This is a genomic window from Nostoc sp. TCL240-02, assembly GCF_013343235.1.
Classification (GTDB): Bacteria; Cyanobacteriota; Cyanobacteriia; order Cyanobacteriales; family Nostocaceae; genus Nostoc.
Genome location: NZ_CP040094.1, coordinates 358631 through 379960, shown reverse-complemented (window position 1 = coordinate 379960; position 21330 = coordinate 358631). Strand labels below are relative to the sequence as shown.

At 42.4% G+C, this 21330-nt stretch carries 16 protein-coding genes and 1 pseudogene; 12 read left to right on the top strand and 5 right to left on the bottom strand.

Going from position 1 to position 21330, the window contains the following annotated elements; translation table 11 throughout:
• Positions 1 to 229 precede the first annotated feature (229 nt).
• Both FBB35_RS01750 and FBB35_RS01745 read left to right on the top strand, forming a co-directional pair.
• Positions 230 to 355 carry a photosystem II protein Y gene (locus FBB35_RS01750; protein ID WP_174708224.1) on the top strand — a complete coding sequence of 42 codons (126 nt, stop codon included), beginning with the start codon at positions 230 to 232 and terminating at the stop codon, positions 353 to 355.
• Positions 356 to 450: 95 nt separating this feature from the next.
• On the top strand, positions 451 to 1737 hold the full coding sequence (locus FBB35_RS01745) for a folylpolyglutamate synthase/dihydrofolate synthase family protein (protein ID WP_174708223.1): 1287 nt from the start codon (positions 451 to 453) through the stop codon (positions 1735 to 1737).
• A gap of 58 nt (positions 1738 to 1795) precedes the next feature.
• On the opposite strand, the gene FBB35_RS01740 is transcribed toward FBB35_RS01745, so the two are convergent.
• Entirely contained in the window at positions 1796 to 3094 is a 1299-nt protein-coding gene (locus FBB35_RS01740; RefSeq protein WP_174708222.1) for a sugar ABC transporter substrate-binding protein, read from the bottom strand.
• Between the two features lie 153 nt (positions 3095 to 3247).
• On the opposite strand from FBB35_RS01740, the gene pilM reads away from it, so the two are divergent.
• The 4 genes from pilM to FBB35_RS01720 all read left to right on the top strand — a co-directional run bounded on the left by pilM (position 3248) and on the right by FBB35_RS01720 (position 8557).
• A complete protein-coding gene (pilM, locus tag FBB35_RS01735; protein WP_174708221.1) occupies positions 3248 to 4354 on the top strand; it encodes a type IV pilus assembly protein PilM in 1107 nt (368 codons plus the stop codon).
• Positions 4355 to 4447: 93 nt separating this feature from the next.
• The gene (locus tag FBB35_RS01730; RefSeq protein WP_174708220.1) at positions 4448 to 5224 is read left to right on the top strand and encodes a PilN domain-containing protein; all 777 of its coding nucleotides are present in this window, start codon (positions 4448 to 4450) and stop codon (positions 5222 to 5224) included.
• Positions 5221 to 5997 (top strand): pilus assembly protein PilO, encoded by a 777-nt coding sequence (locus FBB35_RS01725; protein ID WP_174708219.1) that lies wholly within the window; start codon positions 5221 to 5223, stop codon positions 5995 to 5997. The genes FBB35_RS01730 and FBB35_RS01725 overlap by 4 nt, the downstream gene beginning before the upstream one ends.
• A 136-nt stretch (positions 5998 to 6133) precedes the next feature.
• Positions 6134 to 8557, top strand: a complete 2424-nt coding sequence (locus FBB35_RS01720; protein WP_174708218.1) for a type IV pilus secretin family protein — start codon at positions 6134 to 6136, stop codon at positions 8555 to 8557.
• A gap of 504 nt (positions 8558 to 9061) precedes the next feature.
• Here the strand turns inward: FBB35_RS01720 and FBB35_RS34145 are convergent.
• Positions 9062 to 9696: pseudogene (locus FBB35_RS34145) on the bottom strand (transposase); the annotation flags it as partial.
• Between the two features lie 879 nt (positions 9697 to 10575).
• Here FBB35_RS34145 and FBB35_RS01705 point away from each other — a divergent pair.
• The 4 genes from FBB35_RS01705 (at position 10576) to FBB35_RS01690 (ending at position 13944) form a co-directional block, all read left to right on the top strand.
• A complete protein-coding gene (locus FBB35_RS01705) occupies positions 10576 to 10860 on the top strand; it encodes an HU family DNA-binding protein (RefSeq protein WP_010998076.1) in 285 nt (94 codons plus the stop codon).
• Positions 10861 to 10886: 26 nt separating this feature from the next.
• Positions 10887 to 12002 carry a threonine-phosphate decarboxylase CobD gene (gene cobD, locus FBB35_RS01700; protein ID WP_174708215.1) on the top strand — a complete coding sequence of 372 codons (1116 nt, stop codon included), beginning with the start codon at positions 10887 to 10889 and terminating at the stop codon, positions 12000 to 12002.
• A gap of 167 nt (positions 12003 to 12169) precedes the next feature.
• A complete protein-coding gene (locus tag FBB35_RS01695; RefSeq protein ID WP_174708214.1) occupies positions 12170 to 13624 on the top strand; it encodes an NAD(P)/FAD-dependent oxidoreductase in 1455 nt (484 codons plus the stop codon).
• 182 nt (positions 13625 to 13806) lie between these two features.
• Positions 13807 to 13944, top strand: coding sequence for a hypothetical protein (locus FBB35_RS01690; protein WP_174708213.1), 138 nt, complete (start codon positions 13807 to 13809; stop codon positions 13942 to 13944).
• Positions 13945 to 13949: 5 nt separating this feature from the next.
• Here the strand turns inward: FBB35_RS01690 and FBB35_RS01685 are convergent, their stop codons facing one another.
• Together FBB35_RS01685 and FBB35_RS01680 are read right to left on the bottom strand one after the other, a co-directional pair.
• Complete coding sequence (locus FBB35_RS01685) at positions 13950 to 14669, bottom strand: diacylglycerol/polyprenol kinase family protein (RefSeq protein WP_174708212.1); 720 nt, start codon at positions 14667 to 14669, stop codon at positions 13950 to 13952.
• Positions 14670 to 14736: 67 nt separating this feature from the next.
• Positions 14737 to 16512 (bottom strand): DUF3685 domain-containing protein, encoded by a 1776-nt coding sequence (locus FBB35_RS01680; protein WP_174708211.1) that lies wholly within the window; start codon positions 16510 to 16512, stop codon positions 14737 to 14739.
• Positions 16513 to 16657: 145 nt separating this feature from the next.
• On the opposite strand from FBB35_RS01680, the gene FBB35_RS01675 reads away from it, so the two are divergent.
• Positions 16658 to 19666, top strand: coding sequence for a pentapeptide repeat-containing protein (locus tag FBB35_RS01675; RefSeq protein WP_174708210.1), 3009 nt, complete (start codon positions 16658 to 16660; stop codon positions 19664 to 19666).
• A 100-nt stretch (positions 19667 to 19766) separates the two neighbouring features.
• On the opposite strand, the gene FBB35_RS01670 is transcribed toward FBB35_RS01675, so the two are convergent.
• A complete protein-coding gene (locus tag FBB35_RS01670; protein ID WP_174708209.1) occupies positions 19767 to 20213 on the bottom strand; it encodes a Fur family transcriptional regulator in 447 nt (148 codons plus the stop codon).
• A gap of 463 nt (positions 20214 to 20676) precedes the next feature.
• On the opposite strand from FBB35_RS01670, the gene FBB35_RS01665 reads away from it, so the two are divergent.
• The gene (locus FBB35_RS01665) at positions 20677 to 21162 is read left to right on the top strand and encodes a CRR6 family NdhI maturation factor (RefSeq protein ID WP_174708208.1); all 486 of its coding nucleotides are present in this window, start codon (positions 20677 to 20679) and stop codon (positions 21160 to 21162) included.
• The last annotated feature ends 168 nt before the right edge of the window (positions 21163 to 21330 follow it).

Genomic DNA, 21330 nt, shown 5'->3' with positions numbered 1-21330 from the left:
GGGACTGGGGACTGGGGACAAGGGGGAATTATTGAATAAGTCTCTCCCTTGTCTCCCCCCTCTTCCTTGTCTACCTTGTCTCTTCTTCATGCCCAATTCCCAATGCCCAATTCCCAGAATTTAAACATTCTTTACATATATGTTGGGAAAAGTTACCCACTTCAGCTAAAAATAAAAATGAGAGCAGTTGACAAAACTTTAATTTCTACTTAAGAGAGGGGTTCTAGATATGGATATCGATTACCGTATAGCGATCGTTTTAGCACCAGTTATCATTGCTGCTAGCTGGGCAGTGTTTAATATTGGTGCTGCGGCTTTAAGACAAATTCAAGGCTTTTTGGATCGGGAAGCCTAAATTCATTAATTGGGCATGGGGCATTGGGCATGGGGTGTTGCTTATTCTCCTTATGCCCTTGTCCCAGTCATTCCACACTCCCCACTCTCCCTCCCTTGGATATTGATTCTGTAATACAACCCCTGCAACGCTTTGGTGTCCATCTGGGACTCGATCGCATTGTCAACTTATTGGCAAATCTCGGCAATCCTCATCACCAAGTTCCAGTAATTCACGTTGCTGGCACTAATGGCAAAGGTTCAGTCTGTGCCTATCTTTCCTCCGTACTCACTGAGGCTGGTTATCGCACAGGACGCTACACTTCACCGCATTTAGTCGATTGGACAGAACGTATTTGTTTGAACGAACAGTCAATTTCCTCTGAGGAATTGAGCCAATTCTTAGAAAAAGTCCAAGGGGTGATTCGCCCTGATGACGAAGCTGCAACTCAGTTTGAAGTAATTACTGCGGCCGCTTGGTTATATTTTGCCCAGCAGCAAGTCGATGTAGCTGTGGTAGAAGTAGGACTAGGAGGGCGTTTAGATGCGACAAATGTCTGCTTGGAACCCTTAGTTACGATCATCACTTCCATCAGTCGAGAACATTGGCAGCAACTTGGCCCCACCGTCGCGGATATTGCTAGAGAAAAAGCAGGTATTCTCAAAGCTGGATGTCCCGTTGTGGTTGGGCAATTGCCACCGGATGCTGAAGAAGTTGTGCGATCGCGTGCTTTAGAATTAAAATGCCCGATTTTTACGCCTCAACCCACCCGTCAAATCGCTACAGGATGGGCAGAATATCAAACACTTCAAAATTCTCAATTTAAATATCCTTTGCCATTAGCAGGACAAATTCAATTAGCAAATTCAGCTTTGGCAATAGCAGCTTTAGAAATTCTTCAACAACAAGGTTGGCAGATTTCTGAAGAAGCCATAATTAAGGGCATGGCAAAAACTCAATGGCCAGGGCGGATGCAATGGACTACCTGGAACAACCATAAAATATTACTTGATGGCGCTCATAATACAGCTGCCGCCCAAGTTCTTCGTCAGTATGTTGATAGCTTAGATGCAGTTAACCCCAAACCCGTCACTTGGGTTATGGGAATGTTTGCTGATAAGGATCATGCTGATATTTTTGCCGCCCTGCTGCGCCCCGGCGATCGCCTTTTTTTAGTACCAATACCAGTAGAATCCTGGCCGGATAGAACTTCCGCCGATCTAGACTCCTTAGCAAACCTAGCTTATAGCCTCTGTCCCAAATTAAGCGATCGCCAAATCCATCCAGATTTATTCACAGCCCTAGAAGCCGCAATCTCAACCACCACCACAGACAATTTAATCGTTTTATGTGGTTCCCTTTATCTAGTAGGCGATTTTTTACAAAGAGGGAGTAGGGAGTAGGGGATAGGGAATTTTTAATATTCACCACTCGCCAATGCCCAATTCCCAATCCCCAAATTTATCTTTGATTCCACTCCTGCGCCGCATCTTCTACAGCTTTATCTACAGTCTTTTGGCCTAACATTGCTGCTTGCAAATTCTCGTAAATTGCTTTTTGCAGTTTATTGAAATCCTTCAAATTAGGGGTTAATATTTCTGCCTGTTTTAGTTCTTTAGCACTCATAACTCGCGCTTTTTCTATTGTTGAAGCATTAGCTGGAACATCTGTAAAGTAACTATCAGACAATGCCTTAACTGTAGAAGGTAAGACATTTGCAGCTTTCGCAAAGGCTAACTGATTTTCGTCATTGGTGACAAATAAAGCAAACTTCACAGCACCATCTGGTTGTTTCGTGTCACGAGGAATAACTATGTTCATTACCGCGACATTTTTCTTACCTGTGTCACCAGTGAGTTGAGGTGCTATTGCTGAAGCTTGGGCGATTTTCGGGGCATTATTAGCGATCGTTTTCAGAAACTCTGGCCCAGAAGCTAGAAACACAGTTTCTCCAGATTGATATAAATCGATCGCATGGCGATGTCCTTGCGTCAAAGCCTCTTTAGGCAGTAGCCCTTTTTTATACAAGTCTACCCAGTATTGAAATGCTGCCTTACCTTGTGCTGAATTAAACGCTGCTTTCTCATCAGCATCTATTAGGGTGACTCCCATTTGTACGAAAGATTCCAGCACTTCACCGGAATCTTGCGGTACGAAAGTTACAAAAAAGGCATATTTGCCAGTCTTATCTTTAATTTGTTGTGCTGCTTGTGCTAATTCTGCGTAGGTTGCGGGTACCTTATTGATACCTGCCTGTTTTAATAAATCAGTGTTATAAATGGTTAACCTTGTGGTGAGATACCAGGGAAACCCAAAACTCTTGCCATTAAGCGTACTGGCTTTCCAGATATTCGGTAGATAGGAGGAATGTATATCGTTTGAGACTTTTGCATCTAAATCTAACCAGGCATTTCGCCCCGCAAGTTGGGAAGCGAAACCCGGATTGAGGTTAACCACATCAGGTGGCGTTTTTGCTGAGACAGCTGTTAAAATTTTGTTCTCCATAGCTGCCCAAGGCACATCAACCCAGTTAATCTTTATACCTGGATTTTGTGATTCAAAATTTGCAATTAGGTTTTTGAAGTAGTCGGTAAATTGAGGTTGGAGTTGCATTGTCCAAAACTCAATAGTTGCCCCTCCTGAATTAGCTTGTTTTGTATTTGTACTAACATTACCTGTGCTGCAACTTACAATCCAACTGGTTAATAAGCCAAGCAGTACCAAAGCAAGAAGTTGTTTAAATTTTCGCAATTGAATCATTTTCCCAGTATTTTTACGCTTGATCAGTGTGAAAAGCTTAGACAGAATTGTCGAGATTATAGGTTAAATAAATTACGTGTAGAGACGTAATATATTACGTTTCTATCCACAACAAATTTAAATTTTCAATTTAGCAGTCCATCGGGCACAACTGTGGTAAAGAACTTCACTCGTCTGTTTAACAAATCGAATAAAGGGGTCGGCATTGAACTTGCTCCCGAAAGAGTAAATGTAGTTCAGCTACGCAAACAGCGTCAAGGCTTGAAACTAGAAACCTTTTCATCGGTAGCAGTTCCAGAAGGCGTAGTTACCGATGGTCAAATCACCGACCCCGCAGCAATGGCGCAATTAATCCAGCAGGCGCTAGCTGAAAGCAAAATCAAAACTACTCGTGTTGCCACTGGTGTACCAGGGCGAGATTCCATCGTTCGGATTATACCTGTACCAACGGAGTTAGATGACAAAGAACTGCGAGAAATGGTGCTAAACCATGAAGCAGGTTTGTATTTACCCTATCCCCGTGAAGAAGCTGATGTAGATTATCAGAAACTTGACTACTTTGTAGATGAGGATGGCATTGAAAAAGTACATGTACTTCTAGTAGCCACTCGCAAGGAAATAACGGATACCTATATAAATACATTCGAACAGGCAGGACTACAAATTGATGTTTTAGAAATTAACAGTTTTGCCCTGATTCGGACTATTCGTGAGCAACTGCGACAATTTGGGCCGCAAGAAGCAGCAGTCCTAGTTGATATAGAGTTCGACAGTACAGAAATCGCCATCATCGTTAACGGAGTCCCGCAATTTTCGCGCACAGTGCCCATAGGTACTTATCAAATCCAAACTGCGTTAGCAAGGGCAATGAGCTTACCCACATCACGAGATATGGAACTGTTACACGGAATGATTATTCCCCCAACTCCCCTAGATGGTGGGAAAACCGGTGTTACCGAAATCGATCCTGGTATGGCAGCCATATTAAGAGTATTGGGAGAACTAACGGATGAATTGCGCCGTTCGATCGATTTTTACCTTAATCAAAGTGAAAATTTGGAGGTAGCGCAGATTTTATTAGCTGGGCCAGGAGGCGGACTCCAACAGCTAGATGAATTCTTTACCCAACGATTGAGCTTGCCAACTACCCAAATAGATCCAATCGGGTCTTTGTCGTTAGAAGTTGACACTGAGAAATATCCACAGGTACAACGCTCTGGCTTGGCGATTGTACTTGGTCTAGGTATGCGGGAGGTGTAATACCGATTTTAGATTTTGGATTGTCTGTTTTGATAGTTACGCTGTTTGAGAATTCTCAAACCATAAATATTTGTTTCTACTTGGTGTGAGAAAATGTACAGTTTGGATGTTAATTTTCTTAAAGATCGCCCAGCATACCAGCAAAAGCCTGAGAGAAAAGGAGGAATATCCCTAAACTTCCCTACGGGTAATTTGACACCAGTGTATGTGGGAGTTGCAGTAGGTATAGGTCTTCCAGCTTTATTGGGAGTTAGTTGGTGGTTGTTGCAAGGGAAGATTGTTGAATTAGATGCTCAGATATCACAATTCGATCAGGAAAGCAAGAGATTAGATACAGAAATAGGAAATCTGAACAAAATCAAAGCCGAGACGAGTGCAGTTAAAGGGGAAACCCAAGCTTTAGTCACTGTATTTGACCAGATTCGACCTTGGTCAGCAATGCTGCAAGATTTGCGCGATCGCATCCCAACAGCAGTGCAAATCGAGACCATCAGGCAAATTCCACCAATTGCAGCGGCTGAAGGGCAGCCTCCAAGTAATCCCTCGGGGGGATTAGAAATTACTGGATTTGCTCGTTCTTTTAACGATGTCAATGATTTCTTATTGAGTTTACAACAGTCTCGGTTCTTGAAGTCCACAGAAAGCAGAATTCTAACGGCAACGTTAGTAGATGCTCCCTCAATACCAGGTGCAGCTCAACCTCCTAGTGGTGTAACAATTAAGCCTCCACAAGTAGTGAAATACACTATTCAATCTGGTATGAGCGACGTTCCAGCTTCGGAATTAATTCGGGAATTGGAGAAAAAAGGCACAGTGGGATTAGTGACTCGAATTCGTAGTATGCAACAAACAGGAGTCATTCCAAAATGACGCTGAGTGATGATTTAAATTTTGCTGAACAAGGTGGGGAATTCGATCAGGCAACGCCAGCGTCCCCCGTACTATTTGGTATCGCCTTCACGCCAAAAATCATTGGCATCTTGGTAGGTGTAATTGGTTTAGCGGGAGCAGGTTATATTTTGTTAAACCTGCTAATGCCAGCTTGGGAAAGCTATCAGCAGCAGCAAGCCAAAAGTTCTGAACTGCAAGCGCAAATTGAGCAAAAAAAAGCCAGTATCAAACAGATTGGCAAAGTTAAAGAAGAGCTAGCGCAGGCAAAACAGCAAAAAGTTCAGGTTTTAGGTTTATTTGCTAACGAAAAAACCTTAGATACATTGCTGTTAGATTTGAACCGCTTGATTGAGTCTGGAAATACCCCAACTTCTATTAATGCAGTCAGAGCCAAACTGAAGAAGTTCGTGCCAGTTTCCCAAAAGCCAGAACCGATTACTGATGGATCTCTAGGACTACAGGTTGACGGCAAGCTGCAACGCAGCACTATCAATGCCGAAATTACAGGAACTTATGAGCAAACACAATCGATAATTCGTAACATTGAGCGATTACAGCCTTTGTTAATAATTAAAGATTATCAAGCAACTTTGGCTCCATTAGAATCAAGATCCCCATTAGACAAAACACCGATACAGGTTGGGCCAGTAGCTATTAATACGTCATTCCAGTTACAAGTATTGATGCCACTTAGTCCTGAAGAAATAGCAGCTAAAGCTGCTGCTGCAGCTAAAGCTGCCCCGAAAAAGTAGTTTTTAATTAGTAGTTATGAATTGTGAATTGTGAGTTAGGAGTTATCATTCCTAACTATTCACTCATAACTTCTTACTTTTAACGAACTACTCAAAATTGTTTGTAAACAAGGTTTTATTAGGTGAGGAATGAACTGTGAAACAGCTTCACGGTAATAGTTTTATATTAGGTACTGCCGCTTTTGTATTTTTGGCAGCTCAACCAGTTTGGGCACAAATTAGTCAAGTTACTAATGTCCAGTTAAATCCAGTTAACGGTGGAATTAACGTTGCTTTGAAAACTTCTTCAGGGTCGCGCCCCCAAGTTTTCACGACAAAAAGAGGTAAGGCTTTAGTTGCAGATATTATCAATACTCAATTACGATTACCACAAGGTAATAGTTTTCGTCAAGATAGCCCAGCACCAGGAATTGCATCTGTCGAGGTTAGCCAGCTTGATGCCAACAGCATTCGGGTAACGGTAACAGGCAGCAGCAACGTACCTAGCAGTCAACCCGTGGTGCGATCGCAAAATGGAATTACACTCAGCTTTAGTCCATCGACAGGCACTATAGCATCAGCACCAACGCCAACAGCGCCAACACCCACAGCACCGCCTGCTACAACTCCAGCCCAACCTGGTCAAAATTCAGGCGTTCTCGTTCCCAACCCACAAGTCACCATTGACGGACAACCTGCACAAGCTGCTGGGCCAGGCCAACCTCTAAGCCAGGCTCCACCTTTTTTACCCAGAGCCGTTGCCCCACCAGTAGGAGATATTGCTGTTTCCGCTACCGATGCTTCTCCTAGCACCATTGACTTAGGAACTCAGGAACGTGTACCCCGCTTAGTATTGCGAGATGCGCCAGTGCGTGAGGTTTTGTCACTGCTTGCTCGTGCTGCTAATTTAAACCTGGCTTATATCGGAGGCGAGCAAGCTGCTGGTGCTGCTACTGCTAATACACCAGCAGTTTCTCAAACCATCTCTTTAGATATAGAAAACGAACCAGTACAAGATGTGTTTAACTACGTCTTGCGCTTGAGTGGTTTAGAAGCTAACCGCAGTAATCGCACAGTTTTTGTGGGGCCTAAACTACCTAATTCGACTCGTGACATGGTTATGCGTAACTTGCGACTCAATCAGGTCACGGTGGGAGTCGCCATCAACTTTTTGGTTGGCTTGGGGGCAGAAAGTGCCATCAGTAGAGAACGACAAGTTACCAGTGTTAGTGCTGTAGCTGTTGGGAATGCAGCTGCTCCCATCACACAAGCTCAGACAACTACAGAAACCAAGGTTGAAACTCAACGTGTTGATTTCAAAGACTCTAACCCATTACTGAGAGGTTTACAGGCATTAGGAGATGAACGCACTAATTCTTTAACCTTGATTGGGCCTCCCAAGCTAGTTCAGATGGCAATGGCTCAACTAACTCAGCTTGATATCCGCCGTCGTCAAGTGGTAGTTAACGTCAAGATTATCGATGTTAATCTTAATAACACTCAGGACTACAACACGAGCTTTTCTTTTGGGATTGGCAACAACTACTTCAGCAGTGATGGTGGTGCAGCGTCTCTTAATTTCGGTGGTTCCAGACCAGCTACTAGTTCTGAAGTAGCCAACAGTGTGACTAGTACACCTACTATTACCAATCCAATTACAGGAACGCCTTTTCTTGATCCTAACAGTAGTGTATCTATTCCAGGAACTACCCCAGGTACGGTAGTAGTAGACGCAAATGGTAATATTACTAGAGTCGCAAACCCAGGAAGTGGTTCTTTCTATCAACCTATTTCGCCTAGTAACACAAACGCCTTACAACCAGGTTTCACTAATATTACTCCAGCGACCGATAACATTATTACAAGAAACGCCGATGGTACATCAAGTACCGCACAAGGTACTCTTGGTACGGCTACTACAGCTTTGCCTTCTCTATACCAATTTCCCAAACGTCTTCTCAGTAGTTTGCAAGCTCAAGTTACAAATGGCAATGCCAAGATTTTGACTGACCCAACTTTAATTGTTCAAGAAGGTCAGCAGGCTCTTGTCAACCTGACTCAGGAAGTAGTGGGAAATATAACTCTCCAAACAACCGATACTTCTGGTGGTTCTAGGACAGAAAGAACAATTGAAAAACAAAAAGTTGGCTTAACCTTAAGTGTGAAAATTGACCGGATTGACGATAATGGGTTCGTTTCTCTATCGGTTGCTCCTACAGTCAGCGCTCCCACAGGCTCACAAAATACGGGAAATGGACAAATTGTTTTAGTCTCTGAGCGTTCCCTTACTTCTGGCTTAATTCGCTTACGAGATGGTCAGACACTAATTCTCTCAGGGATTATTCAAGACCAAGACCGGACAAATATCTCCAAGATTCCCATCTTAGGCGATCTTCCCCTTATTGGTGCGCTGTTTAGAAGTACAAATAGATCCAACCAGCGCAATGAGGTGATTGTATTACTCACACCTCAAATTATGGATGACTCTGAAAATTCCTCCTATGGTTATAACTACAATCCCAGCCCAGAAGTTCGGCAAATCCTTGAGCGTCGAGGGTTGAAGCTTCCCGGTAGGCAATAAAGATGATATACAGGTGAGTCATCTCTGCCAAAGGCTCAGATCCCCGACTTCTTAAAGGATACTGCTGGCGAATGGTGGGTTTGACCCCTCAAGCTAACCAGTTTTAGAATCACAAGATATTTTTGGTGGTAATTTCTTGAAAGTGCGGTGTGAACTGCACTTTTTTAGTCACAAAAATGTGCGACCAAATTACAACCTAACTGTATCAGGACATTTGTTGTGATTAAATTGAGCTACTTAATCAAGACTAACAAACACGTAATCGCGCGAATAAGGTAGTACGAGTTTGAGCTTTATTTACCTGCTTTGACCATGTAAAAAAGCGACTTAGATTGATTGCACAAGCAGTAGCAACATGTTGTAAATGGGTTTTTACTAAGCCACAATATCGCGCTTGTCGTAAATTAAATTTACACACAGCTTAAGAAATAGTACCCTCAATCCCGGCTCGACGTTGATATTTTTGTTGAAATTCTCTTGAGACTTGTTCGCGGCGACGTTGTTTTCGCGCTCACTTTTATCTTTGGGTAAACGGTAATTATCAAATCGCCAACTATAATTGTCAAACCAGTCTTCGCTGACAATCCTTTTTAACCATTGTGGCGCTTCGTAAGCTATTTCATTGAGTGCTGCTCTTAAGGCTTCTCCTACTAATTCCAAACGGTTGACTTGACGGATTGCTGCTAATACCTGAGTTGAATCTGTACGTTGCTTACCTCGATGTTTTATCAGTTTTTTTCTGTAAAACGTAATAACATCACATCTAATAGTTGATTTGATAATTCGTACTCACATAATCGATGACGAAATTCCCCTAGTACCGTTGAGTCAAATCCACTATCGGTTAAATCTAGCCCAAGTGCATACTTCCAATCAATTCTGGCACGCACTGCATCTGCTGCTTGTCTGTCTGTTAGTCCCAGAGCAAACTGCATGACTGTTATTAGCGCTAATTTGGCTGGTGAGATTGCTGATTGTCCACTTCTGGCTGGAAATAAGGTCGCAAAGTCTGTGTCAGTATATAAAGTTCCCAGTTCATCGCACATTTTCATGAACTCGTTACCCTTCGGGAATGACGCACGCGCTATCTGTGCTGTTTGCTCTGGTATCTGCCAGTGGTTTTTTGGATGTAGTGTCATATCAAGAATTCAGAAAATACAACTTTGTGAGTATTTTCTGACTCTTTATTCTCTTCAGTTATCGGGGGTCTAACCCATACTAGGTTAAACCCCTAATTCGCCAGCAGTATCCTTTAAGAAGTCGGGGATCTTCTTGTTCACATGTAGGATTTTGCAAAAAATAAATAATCCCAAATCTCAAAGTACATGGAGACGCTAGGGATGTTTTTTTACTGGAAGTCCCTAAAGGTTTTGTTAAGTGCCTGTGTTCGTCGCACTCTTCGGTCGAAGCAAGCTACGCGTAACGGAGGTACCAGAAGAAGTTGTCGGGGCAATCGCTAACAAATGTTAAGAAAGATGTGGCTACGCTTTAATTTTTCCCCCTTCCCTACTAAAAAAGCTCGCTAGAGGGTTAAATTTCGTGTTGGATTTTTCAGATGATATAAAAAGCAAGCAAAATACCCGACTTTTTAGATAAATCAGGAACCTGAGCCTTTGATTTCCATAAAAATTGCTTAATCTCAGCAATAACTCTTTAACATCGGTAATTAATCCCAAGAAATCCTCACCATCTCCCACCTCCCCACTCCCCTGTTTTGTTGGCAATTGTGGTATTTACTAAGTATTTTTTCCTACTTTTGAGGTGGTTTTTAGTGAAACAAGTACCCTAAAACTACAAAAAATCCTGAAATCTATATAAATTAATGGTTTCATCTATCCACATCAGGCTACTACGCTTTAGAATGATTCATTGAAAAGTCGAGCCGATGGGATGTACAGCCGTTTTGAGTAAAAATACTCCCAAAGGATGATTTTTGTATTCCCGCTAACAAAGATTTCAGTACAGATGTACCATGGCGCATCCGTAAAGAATCTTAAGTAAACCTTCAGGAGTTTGACATGAACAAAGGTGAATTAGTTGATGCCGTAGCTGAAAAGGCTAGTGTTACCAAGAAACAAGCAGATGCAGTCTTAACTGCCGCTTTGGAAACGATTATTGAAGCAGTTTCCTCTGGTGATAAGGTGACATTGGTGGGATTTGGCTCATTTGAATCACGCGAACGTAAAGCCCGTGAAGGTCGCAACCCGAAAACAAATGAGAAAATGGAAATTCCCGCAACGAGAGTTCCTGCTTTCTCCGCAGGAAAACTGTTTAGAGAAAAGGTAGCACCCCCAAAAGCATAGGTTCTGTCTTCGGGAACCCTTTTTTAATGCGGCAACCTGCACACGGGGGAAATTTAGCCTGGGCAGCAGCACTGGCTGGCTGTCCCCCTGATGCTATTCTGGATTTTTCTGCTAGCATCAGCCCGTTGGGGCCTCCAAACAGCGCGATCGCTGCTATACTGTCCCAACTTGGTAATCTTAAGCACTATCCAGATCCAAACTATAGTGAACTGAGACTAGCTCTCAGTCACTTCCATCAACTGCCTCCTGAGTGGATTCTGCCGGGTAACGGCTCCGCAGAATTACTCACTTTAATAGGTAGGGAATTGGCTCAATTAGCCGCGACAACTTTAATCACTCCAGCCTTTGGTGACTATTACCGAACCTTGGCAGCGTATAACGCTAATGTGCTGGAGTGTCCTTTGTCATTGGTGAGCCACTGCGGTCTTGGGGTCTCCCCAAGTGAAGCACGTGTTGTCACTGGTCATTGGTCATTATTCATTGACAAAGGACAAAGAACAAATGACAAAGGACTATTGTTGAATAATCCCCACAACCCAACCGGAAAGCTATTTTCACGGGACTCTATTTTGGCCTACCTGGAGCAATTTGCTTTGGTTGTGGTGGATGAAGCATTTATGGATTTTGTACCGCCTAATGAGGAACAAAGCCTGATTCCGGTGGTACAGGAATATGCGAATTTAGTAATATTGCGATCGCTAACCAAATTTTACAGTCTCCCAGGATTGCGATTAGGATATGCGATCGCACACCCCGACTGCCTAGCTAAATGGCAGCTATGGCGTGACCCCTGGCCCGTAAACACTCTAGCGGCGGCAGCGGCAATTGCAGCCCTCCAGGATACAGAGTTTCAGCAGCAAACTTGGGCATGGCTACCACCTGCACGCAACCAACTCTTTCAGGGTTTGGCTGAAATACCGGGATTGCAACCCCAAGTAAGTGCTGCTAACTTTTTACTAGTTGAGTCTCAAGAGTCTACTTCGGAGTTACAGCACCAATTACTCAAGTATCACCAGATTTTAATCCGTGATTGCCTTAGTTTTAAAGAATTAGGCGATCGCTTTTTCCGGGTTGCTATACGTGAAGAGTTCGATAACCAACGCTTACTAACAGCGCTAAACTCAGTGTTGAGTGGGGAGTAGGAAGAAGCAAGGGAGCAGGGGGCAGGGGGCAGGGGGAAAGGGAGAGAATAAAAAATTAAATATTACCTCTCTTTTCCCCTCTTCTCCTTGCTCCCTGCCCCTCTGCCTTTTCCCAATGCCCAATGCCCACTTGCCCTGAGCGAAGCCGATGGGATGCCCAATGACAAATGACTATTGACTACGATGTTGTAATTATTGGCGGCAGTCTTGCTGGATACTATGCTGCTCTTGCTGCAACCCAACTACGTGCTACGGTTGCCTTGGTGGAACCTAAAGTAGACTATGGGTTTACTCATCACCATGCTCTTACCGAAATCGGTAAACTGGCGCAAAAGTTGAATGATGCCGCTAGTTTTGGTATTCATGCTACAAACACTGATATTACAGAAGAATGCCACATATCTATGGCATGGCAAGAAGCGATGCTGTATGCTCAATGCGTCGCTTCAAATCTCAAAGAACAGCATTCTCCCGCCGTCCTAGCCGCGCTGGGGGTAGATGTCATTGTTGGCAGTGGTCAATTTCAATCTTCGCCCCAACTGGCTTTTGGCGTTAACAATCGTCTACTACACGCCCGTACTTATTTGCTAGCCAGTGGTTCGCGTCCAGAAATTCCAGAGATTGAGGGGTTGCAAGGCACTGGCTATCTAACCCTTTCTAATATTTGGCAATCTTTACAGGGAGAAACATTACCCAAAAATTGGGTAATTATCGGTGGGACTCCCCAAAGCATTGAAATCGCTCAAACTTTAGCCCGATTTGGTTGCAGTGTGACGCTAGTAGTCAAGCATCCTTATGTTCTCTCCCATATTGACCATGAAATAGCCATATTACTTCAGGCACAGTTGGAAGTCGAAGGTGTGCGCGTCCTCACTGATAAACCAGTAACTCAGGTGAGGCTAATTGACGATAAAAAGTGGATTCAAGCAGGAGATAAAGCCATTGAAACTGATGAAATTTTAGTGGGGACTGGACAACAGCCAAATATTGAATCCCTAAATTTGGCAACGGTAGGCGTGAAATGGCATCGGCGTAGTTTAGTAGTGAATGATAAACTACAAACTACTAACCACTGCATTTACGCTTGTGGTGATGTAATTGGTGGTTACGATTTTGCCAATATTGCTAATTATGAAGCAAAAATTGCCCTAAACAATGCACTCTTTTTCCCCAGATTACGAGTAAATTATCGCTCCATTCCTTGGGCAATGTTTTCTGTGCCGATGGTGGCGCAAGTGGGTTTGACAGAGGCACAGGCAAAATGTCTATTTAGTCGAGATGAAGTTTTAGTTTTGCGTCAATATTTTAAAACAGTGGCAGCAGCCCAATTTCGGGACGAAACCACTGGTATGTGTAAATTAATTGTGCTACGCAATGGCGAAATTTTGGGAGCTTCGATATTAGGGGCAGCAGCTGGAGAATTGATTAATTTGATTGCCTTAGCAATGTCCCAAAAAATTAAAGTCAAAGATTTAGCAAATTTATCTCCTGTCTATCCCAGTTTCTCAGAAATTTTGGAACAAGCTGCAAGAGAGTGGAGTAAGCAGAGGTTAAATAGCGATATTGCTTGGCAAGAGTTTTTAGAAGGTTTCTTCCATTTCTGCCGCAATTGGAATTTATAAGTGCAAAGTGGTGCTGTCAAGGTGAGTTTTGTATTTATTACTGTAGCAATCTAATTGATTTCTGAATCACTCGAGAGGTCAGGGACTAGGGACTAGGGACTAGGGACTGGGGACTGGGGACTGGGGACTGGGGACTGGGAAGAAGGAATAAAGGTGTACTGAGTTTTGTTCAAAAATCAAATATGAGTCCTATCGCTCTGAACTCGGAAGTTGAGCCTTTGAACTCGGAAGTTGAGCCTTTGAACACGGAAGTTGAGCTTCTGAACACGGAAGTTGCACCTTTGAACTTGGAAGTTGCACCTTTGAACACGGAATTTTGAAAATTCTAAGAGAACAGGTGAAGATTTTGTTTTATTACCCACACTACGCCAGCCGTGACTAAAGGCACACTTAGGTTATCTGTGCCGTGGGGTGAGACTGCCTCTGCTAAGGTGGCGAAAGTAGCAGCTACCACCGTCGTCAACAATGCCAACCCTAAACTTAGAGGCGTTGCTAGAGGACTCAGTGATGAACCAGGTAGCAGCAACAGCACCAAGAAAATTACTACTGTACTCGCCACAAACATTGCTGCCGAACCTTCCCAGGAACGCACTGAATTTCCTACTTGGTATTTATGCTGCCCGAAGCGTCTACCGATTAATGCTGCTAGTGCATCACCCCAGGTCATCGCCATTATCCCAGCAACAGCGATCGCAACGCTATCTACTGGCCCGTCTGGTCGCCACAGTAGTCCGAAAAGCAATGTCACTGAGATAGCGAAATAAACTGTACCAGGTGAGCTATCCTGAGTATCCATTGCCCCGATGAATCGGTAGCGGTAGAACAGGTAGTTAAGTCCTATAAAGGTGGCAAAAGGTATAATTCCGATTTCCCAGTCGTGAAACAGCAGCAGGACACCGAAAACCCACATACCTGCACCAATATGGATTACTTTGCGGGTCAAATCCGGCTTGACATCAAACAGCCTACGCAGTCCCTCGCCAATCACAAGCAGACTAATCGCGTAAATATAAGAAATTGCTAGCCCTATAAAGTCATTGGTCATTTGTCATGGCTCAAGAATCAATAGTTCTTCTTCCTTGCTCCCCCTGCTCCCTGCCCCTCTTCCTTTTTCACTTAGTGCGATCGCTATTTCGTCTCAGATTCTTTTCTAGTAACGAAACGCTACCAATACCTTGAAGAATACCACGACCGATTAAACCTAAACCACGACCAATTATTTGGGTAAGGATGAAGACTATACCGCTACCTAAAAAAGATAATAGTGATTTTAAACGCGGTGCGATCGCATCACTAAATTCTAAAAGTAAAGTCACTATTAAAGGAATATTAGAAAGTTTTGCTAATTCCTGATTCCGAGGTGCATAAACTGAAGTTTTGGCAATACCACGAGGGGCAATAACAAATAGATCGTAGCGACTTTCAAAAACTGCTTTTGGCTCCTCTATATAATTAATTAAACGATACTTCCACGATAAATCATTTCTAAAACGTTCAATTTCTCTGGTGGAAATAAATTCCCTGCAATATAAATTTTGCTTCATTATTTCCACATCTGCTAACGAATTTAACAGTGGTTGAACTACTCCATTCGCTACCTGAATCAACAAGTTCTCTAAAATCATTAATGCTTGGGACTTCGCTTCAGTGCCTAATACAGGATATGACGTATTATCAATTCTCAATTCTGTTTGAAAGATTAAATAAGAATATAACTCAAAAGCTAGCGGAATCTTGTTGAGAATATCTCTTTGCACAGCTTCTAAATTTTGCAGCAATAAATTAACAATTTCTATATTTCGATTCCCTATTTTTATGCGAGAAAATTTCCCAAAAAAATTTGTAATTGCTACTTCCCATAAATCGCACAATAAGATATTTTTTACCTCATATAATTGATTCACATCGAGTTGAGAGACACGCAGTTCATCCAACTGTTCAGTCAATTTTTGCAGGATAAGATAAAGCAATTCTCGCTTTTTATCTTCACGAAAGATGTCAATTTCTAAAGGGACATCTGTGACATTTCGTAAAGGAAATTGAAGTTTGGTAACGCAAGATGCAAACAAGTTAAATTGTAGTGTTCCTAGACTAAGTAAAGGTAAAACAGTTTGCCGTGGCTGAATGGCACTACTCAATGAAGGGGTAAGAGGTGGCTCATCAGCAACCGGAATATCTTCCTCTTGCCTTTCTTGTGATGAAACTAACAACCGATTTAGCAGCCAACGAGCCGCTAGCAGTTCTCGCCTCTGTCCAGCTAAAACTGCCCGATCTAATACTGCTAATCCAGGAACTTGTAATTGTGCTGTGACTACGGCTAGAGTAACGTCAATGTAAGCAATTCCTGACAAACGTAAATTATTTCGCTGTCTATAAAAAAGGAGTGGGGAGTTGGGAGAGACGCGATTAATCGCATCTCTACTAGGGGGTGAGGAGTGAGGAGTTGTGATTGCTTCCGTGTTTCGGAACCAATATTCACCACCATCTGCAACTTCTTGCATAGCAGCGACTAACTCAGGAAGTGGTGTACCCTTGGGGCAGTAGCCGTTTACACCAATAGATTTGGCCGCTAATAGCAGTCCTTGTTCTTGCACAGAACTAAGAAGCAGAATTGGCAGGTTGGGATATAAGGCTTTGAGTTGCCGACAGAATTGTAAACCTAGCTGCTGGCTGGTGATGGAGCGACCATTACCGAATTCCAAAACCACCAAATTCACCTGTTTAGGGTCTTCTTGGGCAATTTCTGCTAGAATCTGCAAGGCAGTGGTATCAGTTTCTACTACTCCTATTACTTCCAGGTTAGGAATTGCTTCCAAAGCTACCCGTAATCCCAAACGAAAAATTGGGTCTTGGTCGAATAACAATAATTTTAAAGGGCGATCGCTCATAGTCTACTCAATTACACAAGCACTGTTTTTTACCAATCAGAAAACAGCTTTGATACAAAACTTTGTCTCCACCTATTGTTACCTGTTTTCGCAAACTGAATAAATCGATCATAATTGCCATAAGCAGCTGTCACTGTGTAATTAAATGAACTTGAGTATTCGGCACTGGTTAGCAGAACGCTATATCGCAATCAATCAAATCAGAGGATTTTCGGCGGGGCAATTGGCAGGTATTGCCTACCGGATTGTTCAGGATATGGAAGTCAAAAGCCTCATACCTTTTGATATCTGTACCTTGGTAGAGGTTTTAGAACTGCCTTTAGGGATTGTTTGGGAAGAAATCAGTCTGATTTCGCAGTTAACACAAAACCTGTTGCGTAGCCTCAGCCAAAAAAAACCGTTAAAACGTAACGAGGGCACATGGCTAGCGTTCCAAATCGCCTACCTCCAGGCTTTGCAAGCAATTCTAGAGCAGGAAGCAAGCCTAAAAAGACCGTGGTTAGATCGGGCAAGTATACCAATCCAGGCACAAGTACTTAAAGAAGACGTTGGTAAACTCATCCTCCAAGATTCGCAACTGCAAGGATTGCTGAAAACTCTCAGCCCAGGTAAATTAACTGATACACAAACGGAACAAGCACTGTCTCTGGTTGCAGATTCTTTACTGGTGCAACAAATAAATCATGCTGTCATCGCTTGGTTTGTTGCCAATGGTGCAGAAGAATACGAAGCTAAACTCTTAACACAGCGTTTAGTTCACTCACTTCCTGGTGACATACTCGTAGTGGTTACTGAAAATGCTGCCCCTTTAGCCCAACTGCAAAAGTTTTTCCGTTTAGGAATTTCATTAGCCCCCAGTTTTATCGCTCCAGAAGCTGGTTCTACAGTTGGTGAGAAAATTGACTTGCACCGAGAACATTACCGTGCAAGTTTGATTAAAAACCTCAGTATGCCTTTACTTATAGAATCCTTTACCCTCAAGGATATCTATGTGCAACAAAAAGGCTTACCAATAGAGGAAAGTATTTCTGATGTGGATAAAAAAGCTGTTAAGCCAGTTGATTTAAAGACATGGGCGCAGCAACAGCTAGCCGATTTAGAAACGATCGCTGTCATCGAGTCGGAACCTGGTTTTGGAAAAACCAGTTTTTGCCAACTCTGGGCAGCAGAGATAGCGCAAGAAGTTTACCCTATTTGGATGCCTATAGTAATTAGGTTAAGGGATGTAACTTATGGCAAAACTTTAATCGAAACTCTAAATTCTGCTTTTGATGTTAATCTTTCAACCTGGTTAGAGCAAGAAAATATTCCTTGTCTGTTGCTGCTGGATGGTTTGGATGAACTGCCCCCTTCTGCTTATGGTGTAAGGGCAAAAGCAATTTTTGTTCAACAACTACTGAACTTCCAATCTCAACATAGACACAAAATTGTGTTAACGAGCCGCTCAACAACATTACAGGAAATTGCCCCAGAAATCCCCCTATCATTGAAGCGAATTATCATTCAACCGTTGGATGTAGACGAATTCAAACAATGGTTTCAGCAGTGTGCAAAAGTACAATCGTTGGCGATCGCTCAAAATTTCTTTACATTCTTAAAACAGTCAGGCTTATTTGCCAGCCAATCAAGGTTTCCAGAATTATCTACCCTTGTTCGTCAACCCCTAATGTTGCATTTATTGGGGATTTTACACCGCGACGGACTGCTAAATGATGAAGTATTACAACTAGCTGTTAATACCCCAAAGTCTTCTGTGGTATGGGAAATTTATCATCGCTTAAGTCGATGGTTGTTGGGCTATCCGCTAACTGGTGGGATTAAAACGATGCTGCTGCGCTCAGGATCGGCTCATATCCACCGGACTCCAGAAGCGATCGCTAATTTACTTGCTAATCGTCATCCCCAAGATTTACTCGATCAAATGCAAGCGATCGCTCTGAAAATTTTACACTCACAACGTCATCAAATTAATTTGGCTGGTGAATTTAATACTCTACCAAGATTTTATTTTAAAATTCGGGACTTAGAAAGCTCAGAAAAAACTAGTTTAATTGAGTTTTCGCATATTAAGTTAGGAGAATTTCTGTGTGCTAAAGCTGTGACTGCTGAGTTGAAATTATTAACTCATTGCCAAAATGAGGCTTATGGTTCCCTCACTTTTGTAGTTGATTCTCCCAATAGCGTTGCCCAGCATATTTACAATTTACTCGGTTATGGGATACTGAGCCAGGAAATTGAAGAATTGGCGATCGCAATTTTACGCCGCGAACAAAAGCACAAGTTTTCTTTTGAAGTTTTGTTTCAACGTCTTTTGTCTTTCTGGCGTGCTTACTGTCAAGGCTATTGGTTAGACGAAGGGATAGCCCACAAAGCTTGGACTCATTTCCACGCACTACAAAACCCCGTGAATATTGAGCAAGTCAATGCTGCGGTGGGATTGAATGTATTTTTATTGCTTTGTGCTTGCTACCGAGAAACCAAAATCCCTTTTTGGCCTTGTGGGAATCCGCTCAATTTAACAGAATTCAATCCAGAAGCTTTAAGTGGGCTAATTGCTAGAACAAGCGTTCTCCACAAAAATGCCTTTACAACCCGAATCAAGTCTCTGGCTGGAATCAATTTATCGGGAGCCTCTTTGTTGCAAGTAATGTTAACTGGGATAAATCTTGAGCAGACAAACTTATCCAATGCGGAGTTAATTGGGACTAATTTGGCTGGAGCCAATTTGCAACAGGCTAATCTGACAGGCGCAAACCTTCAACAAGCTAACCTTACAGACGTAAACCTCGAACAGGCAAACCTGACAGGCGCAAATCTTCAACAAGCTAACCTTACCGGAGCAAATCTTAATTCAGCCGATCTCACCAAAGCCTGCTTTTTTGATGCCATCCTTGCTGAAGCTGGCAAAAAATTAGCTGCTGATAATGGTGCCTTGTTTTCTAAAGAGTCGTTTCAAAGACTGAAAAATTTGCGATCGCAGCAACCCTTCTTAAACACCGTCAAAGTTACGCCAAACACAGATAAAAATTGGAATAACCCCCCTGCAACCGGGCTAATTGAAAGCTCCGAAGGCACAATTTTACCCGTAGGTTTCTATGATGATGATGTCGATGATGAAACAGTTTTTGGCAATAACTCTATTGATGACAAGTAGGTTGGCACAATTAAAGCTAACTGGCAAGGGCTATCATTTGTCCTTTGTCCTTTGTCCTTTGTCCTTTGTAATTGATCAATAGTTCTTCTCCCCCTGCTCCCTACCCTTCTTGAGGATTACGGTAACCAACAAAATTAATACTGTATTCAGTAATCCGCACTCCTGTTTCTTCTTCAATTTTGCGAATCAAATCTTCTGGTAGTTCCACATGAACATCAAGAATTTGATTTGTATCCACACAGTTAATATGACTGTGAGAGTCACTTATATTGCCATACAAACGGCCATCACAGCGCTCAATACATTCAATAATGCCTTGACTGGATAATGCTTCTAAATTTTGATAAACAGAGGTATGTCCGATCTCTTTACCTTCTTGGTTCAAGCGATCGTAAATCTCTCTAGCAGAAAGATGTTCATTTGCTTGCCAAAGTAATTCCAGAATAAAGCGACGCTGACGACTGACGCGCATACCCAGGATTTGACACCTATCTAGCGCATCTTCTAGAGAACGAATTGGTTTTGTTGAAATTGTTTGTTTTTGCATATTACAGCTTGTTAACTGTTAAGGGAATTTTCCCACTTCAATTTTTATTGTTTATTTAATATATGCAATAATATTGCACACCATTGTTCTACCTGTACTTGTGTTTTGCTTTTTGATGCTGCGAAAGTAACAGGTGAGGATAAATAACGATCTATTTTTTGCTTGTTGATGGCTACTTTGTCAGACCTTAATCTAAAACAAACTCATTACAACTTTAACTTAAAATTGCTGTAAATGTCCACTTTGGAGCAGGCTTTGCCTTTCCTAAGTAGGCTGATGCTAATGGCATACTATGTAAATCGGATAAAGATTAAGTATAAAATGCAAGTTTAGTCAGAATTAGTATCACTAAATACACTAATTGCTTTGTAAAAAAGACTTTGTGCTAGTAAGGGTCAATCTAGCGTCAATTCCTGAAAACTGCTACTGTATATTCTCGATCCTACAGTTGAGCAAAAAGAAAGTGGCTGCTGAGTCAAAAACAATTGCGATCGCACTCAATAATGATTTCATTAACAATCTGGATCTCTCGCCTGCCTCAACGGTGATTGAACAAATGCTGCAAGATGGAATTGCATCCCATGAACAGCAACTACGCTTTGATATCAATTATGATCTTGAACCTGGCGATCCTCGGGAACTCTCAGAAATTCCAGAAGTACGGCTGTGGTTTGTGCGTCTAGATGCCAAATACCCCTGGTTAGCATTTTTACTAGATTGGAAAGCTGGAGAGTTTGCTCGTTATGCCGCCATGCTAGTACCACACCAGTTCAGTTCCAAAGATGGTATTCAGTATAATCCTGAAGCCTTAGAGATATTTTTGATGCACAAAATCTTTATTTTAGGCGATTGGCTTAAACAGCAGGATATCCCTAGCCTCTCGCGGTTGAAGTCTATGGCCCAAATGCTGGGTTATGAACTAGATGATGCTTTTTTTGAGATATTTTAACAACTGGAGTTCACACTAAAGGGAGAATGACCAAGATTGAGGCGGAGATTCAGCAAGTGATAGCGCGATCGCAACGCTTGTATTTGCTGATCTAAAGTTGAGTGCTGTTCAGGTTTTGCACTGCCATTAAATACTGAAATAACCGCAAAATCTAGCTGTCACAACCAG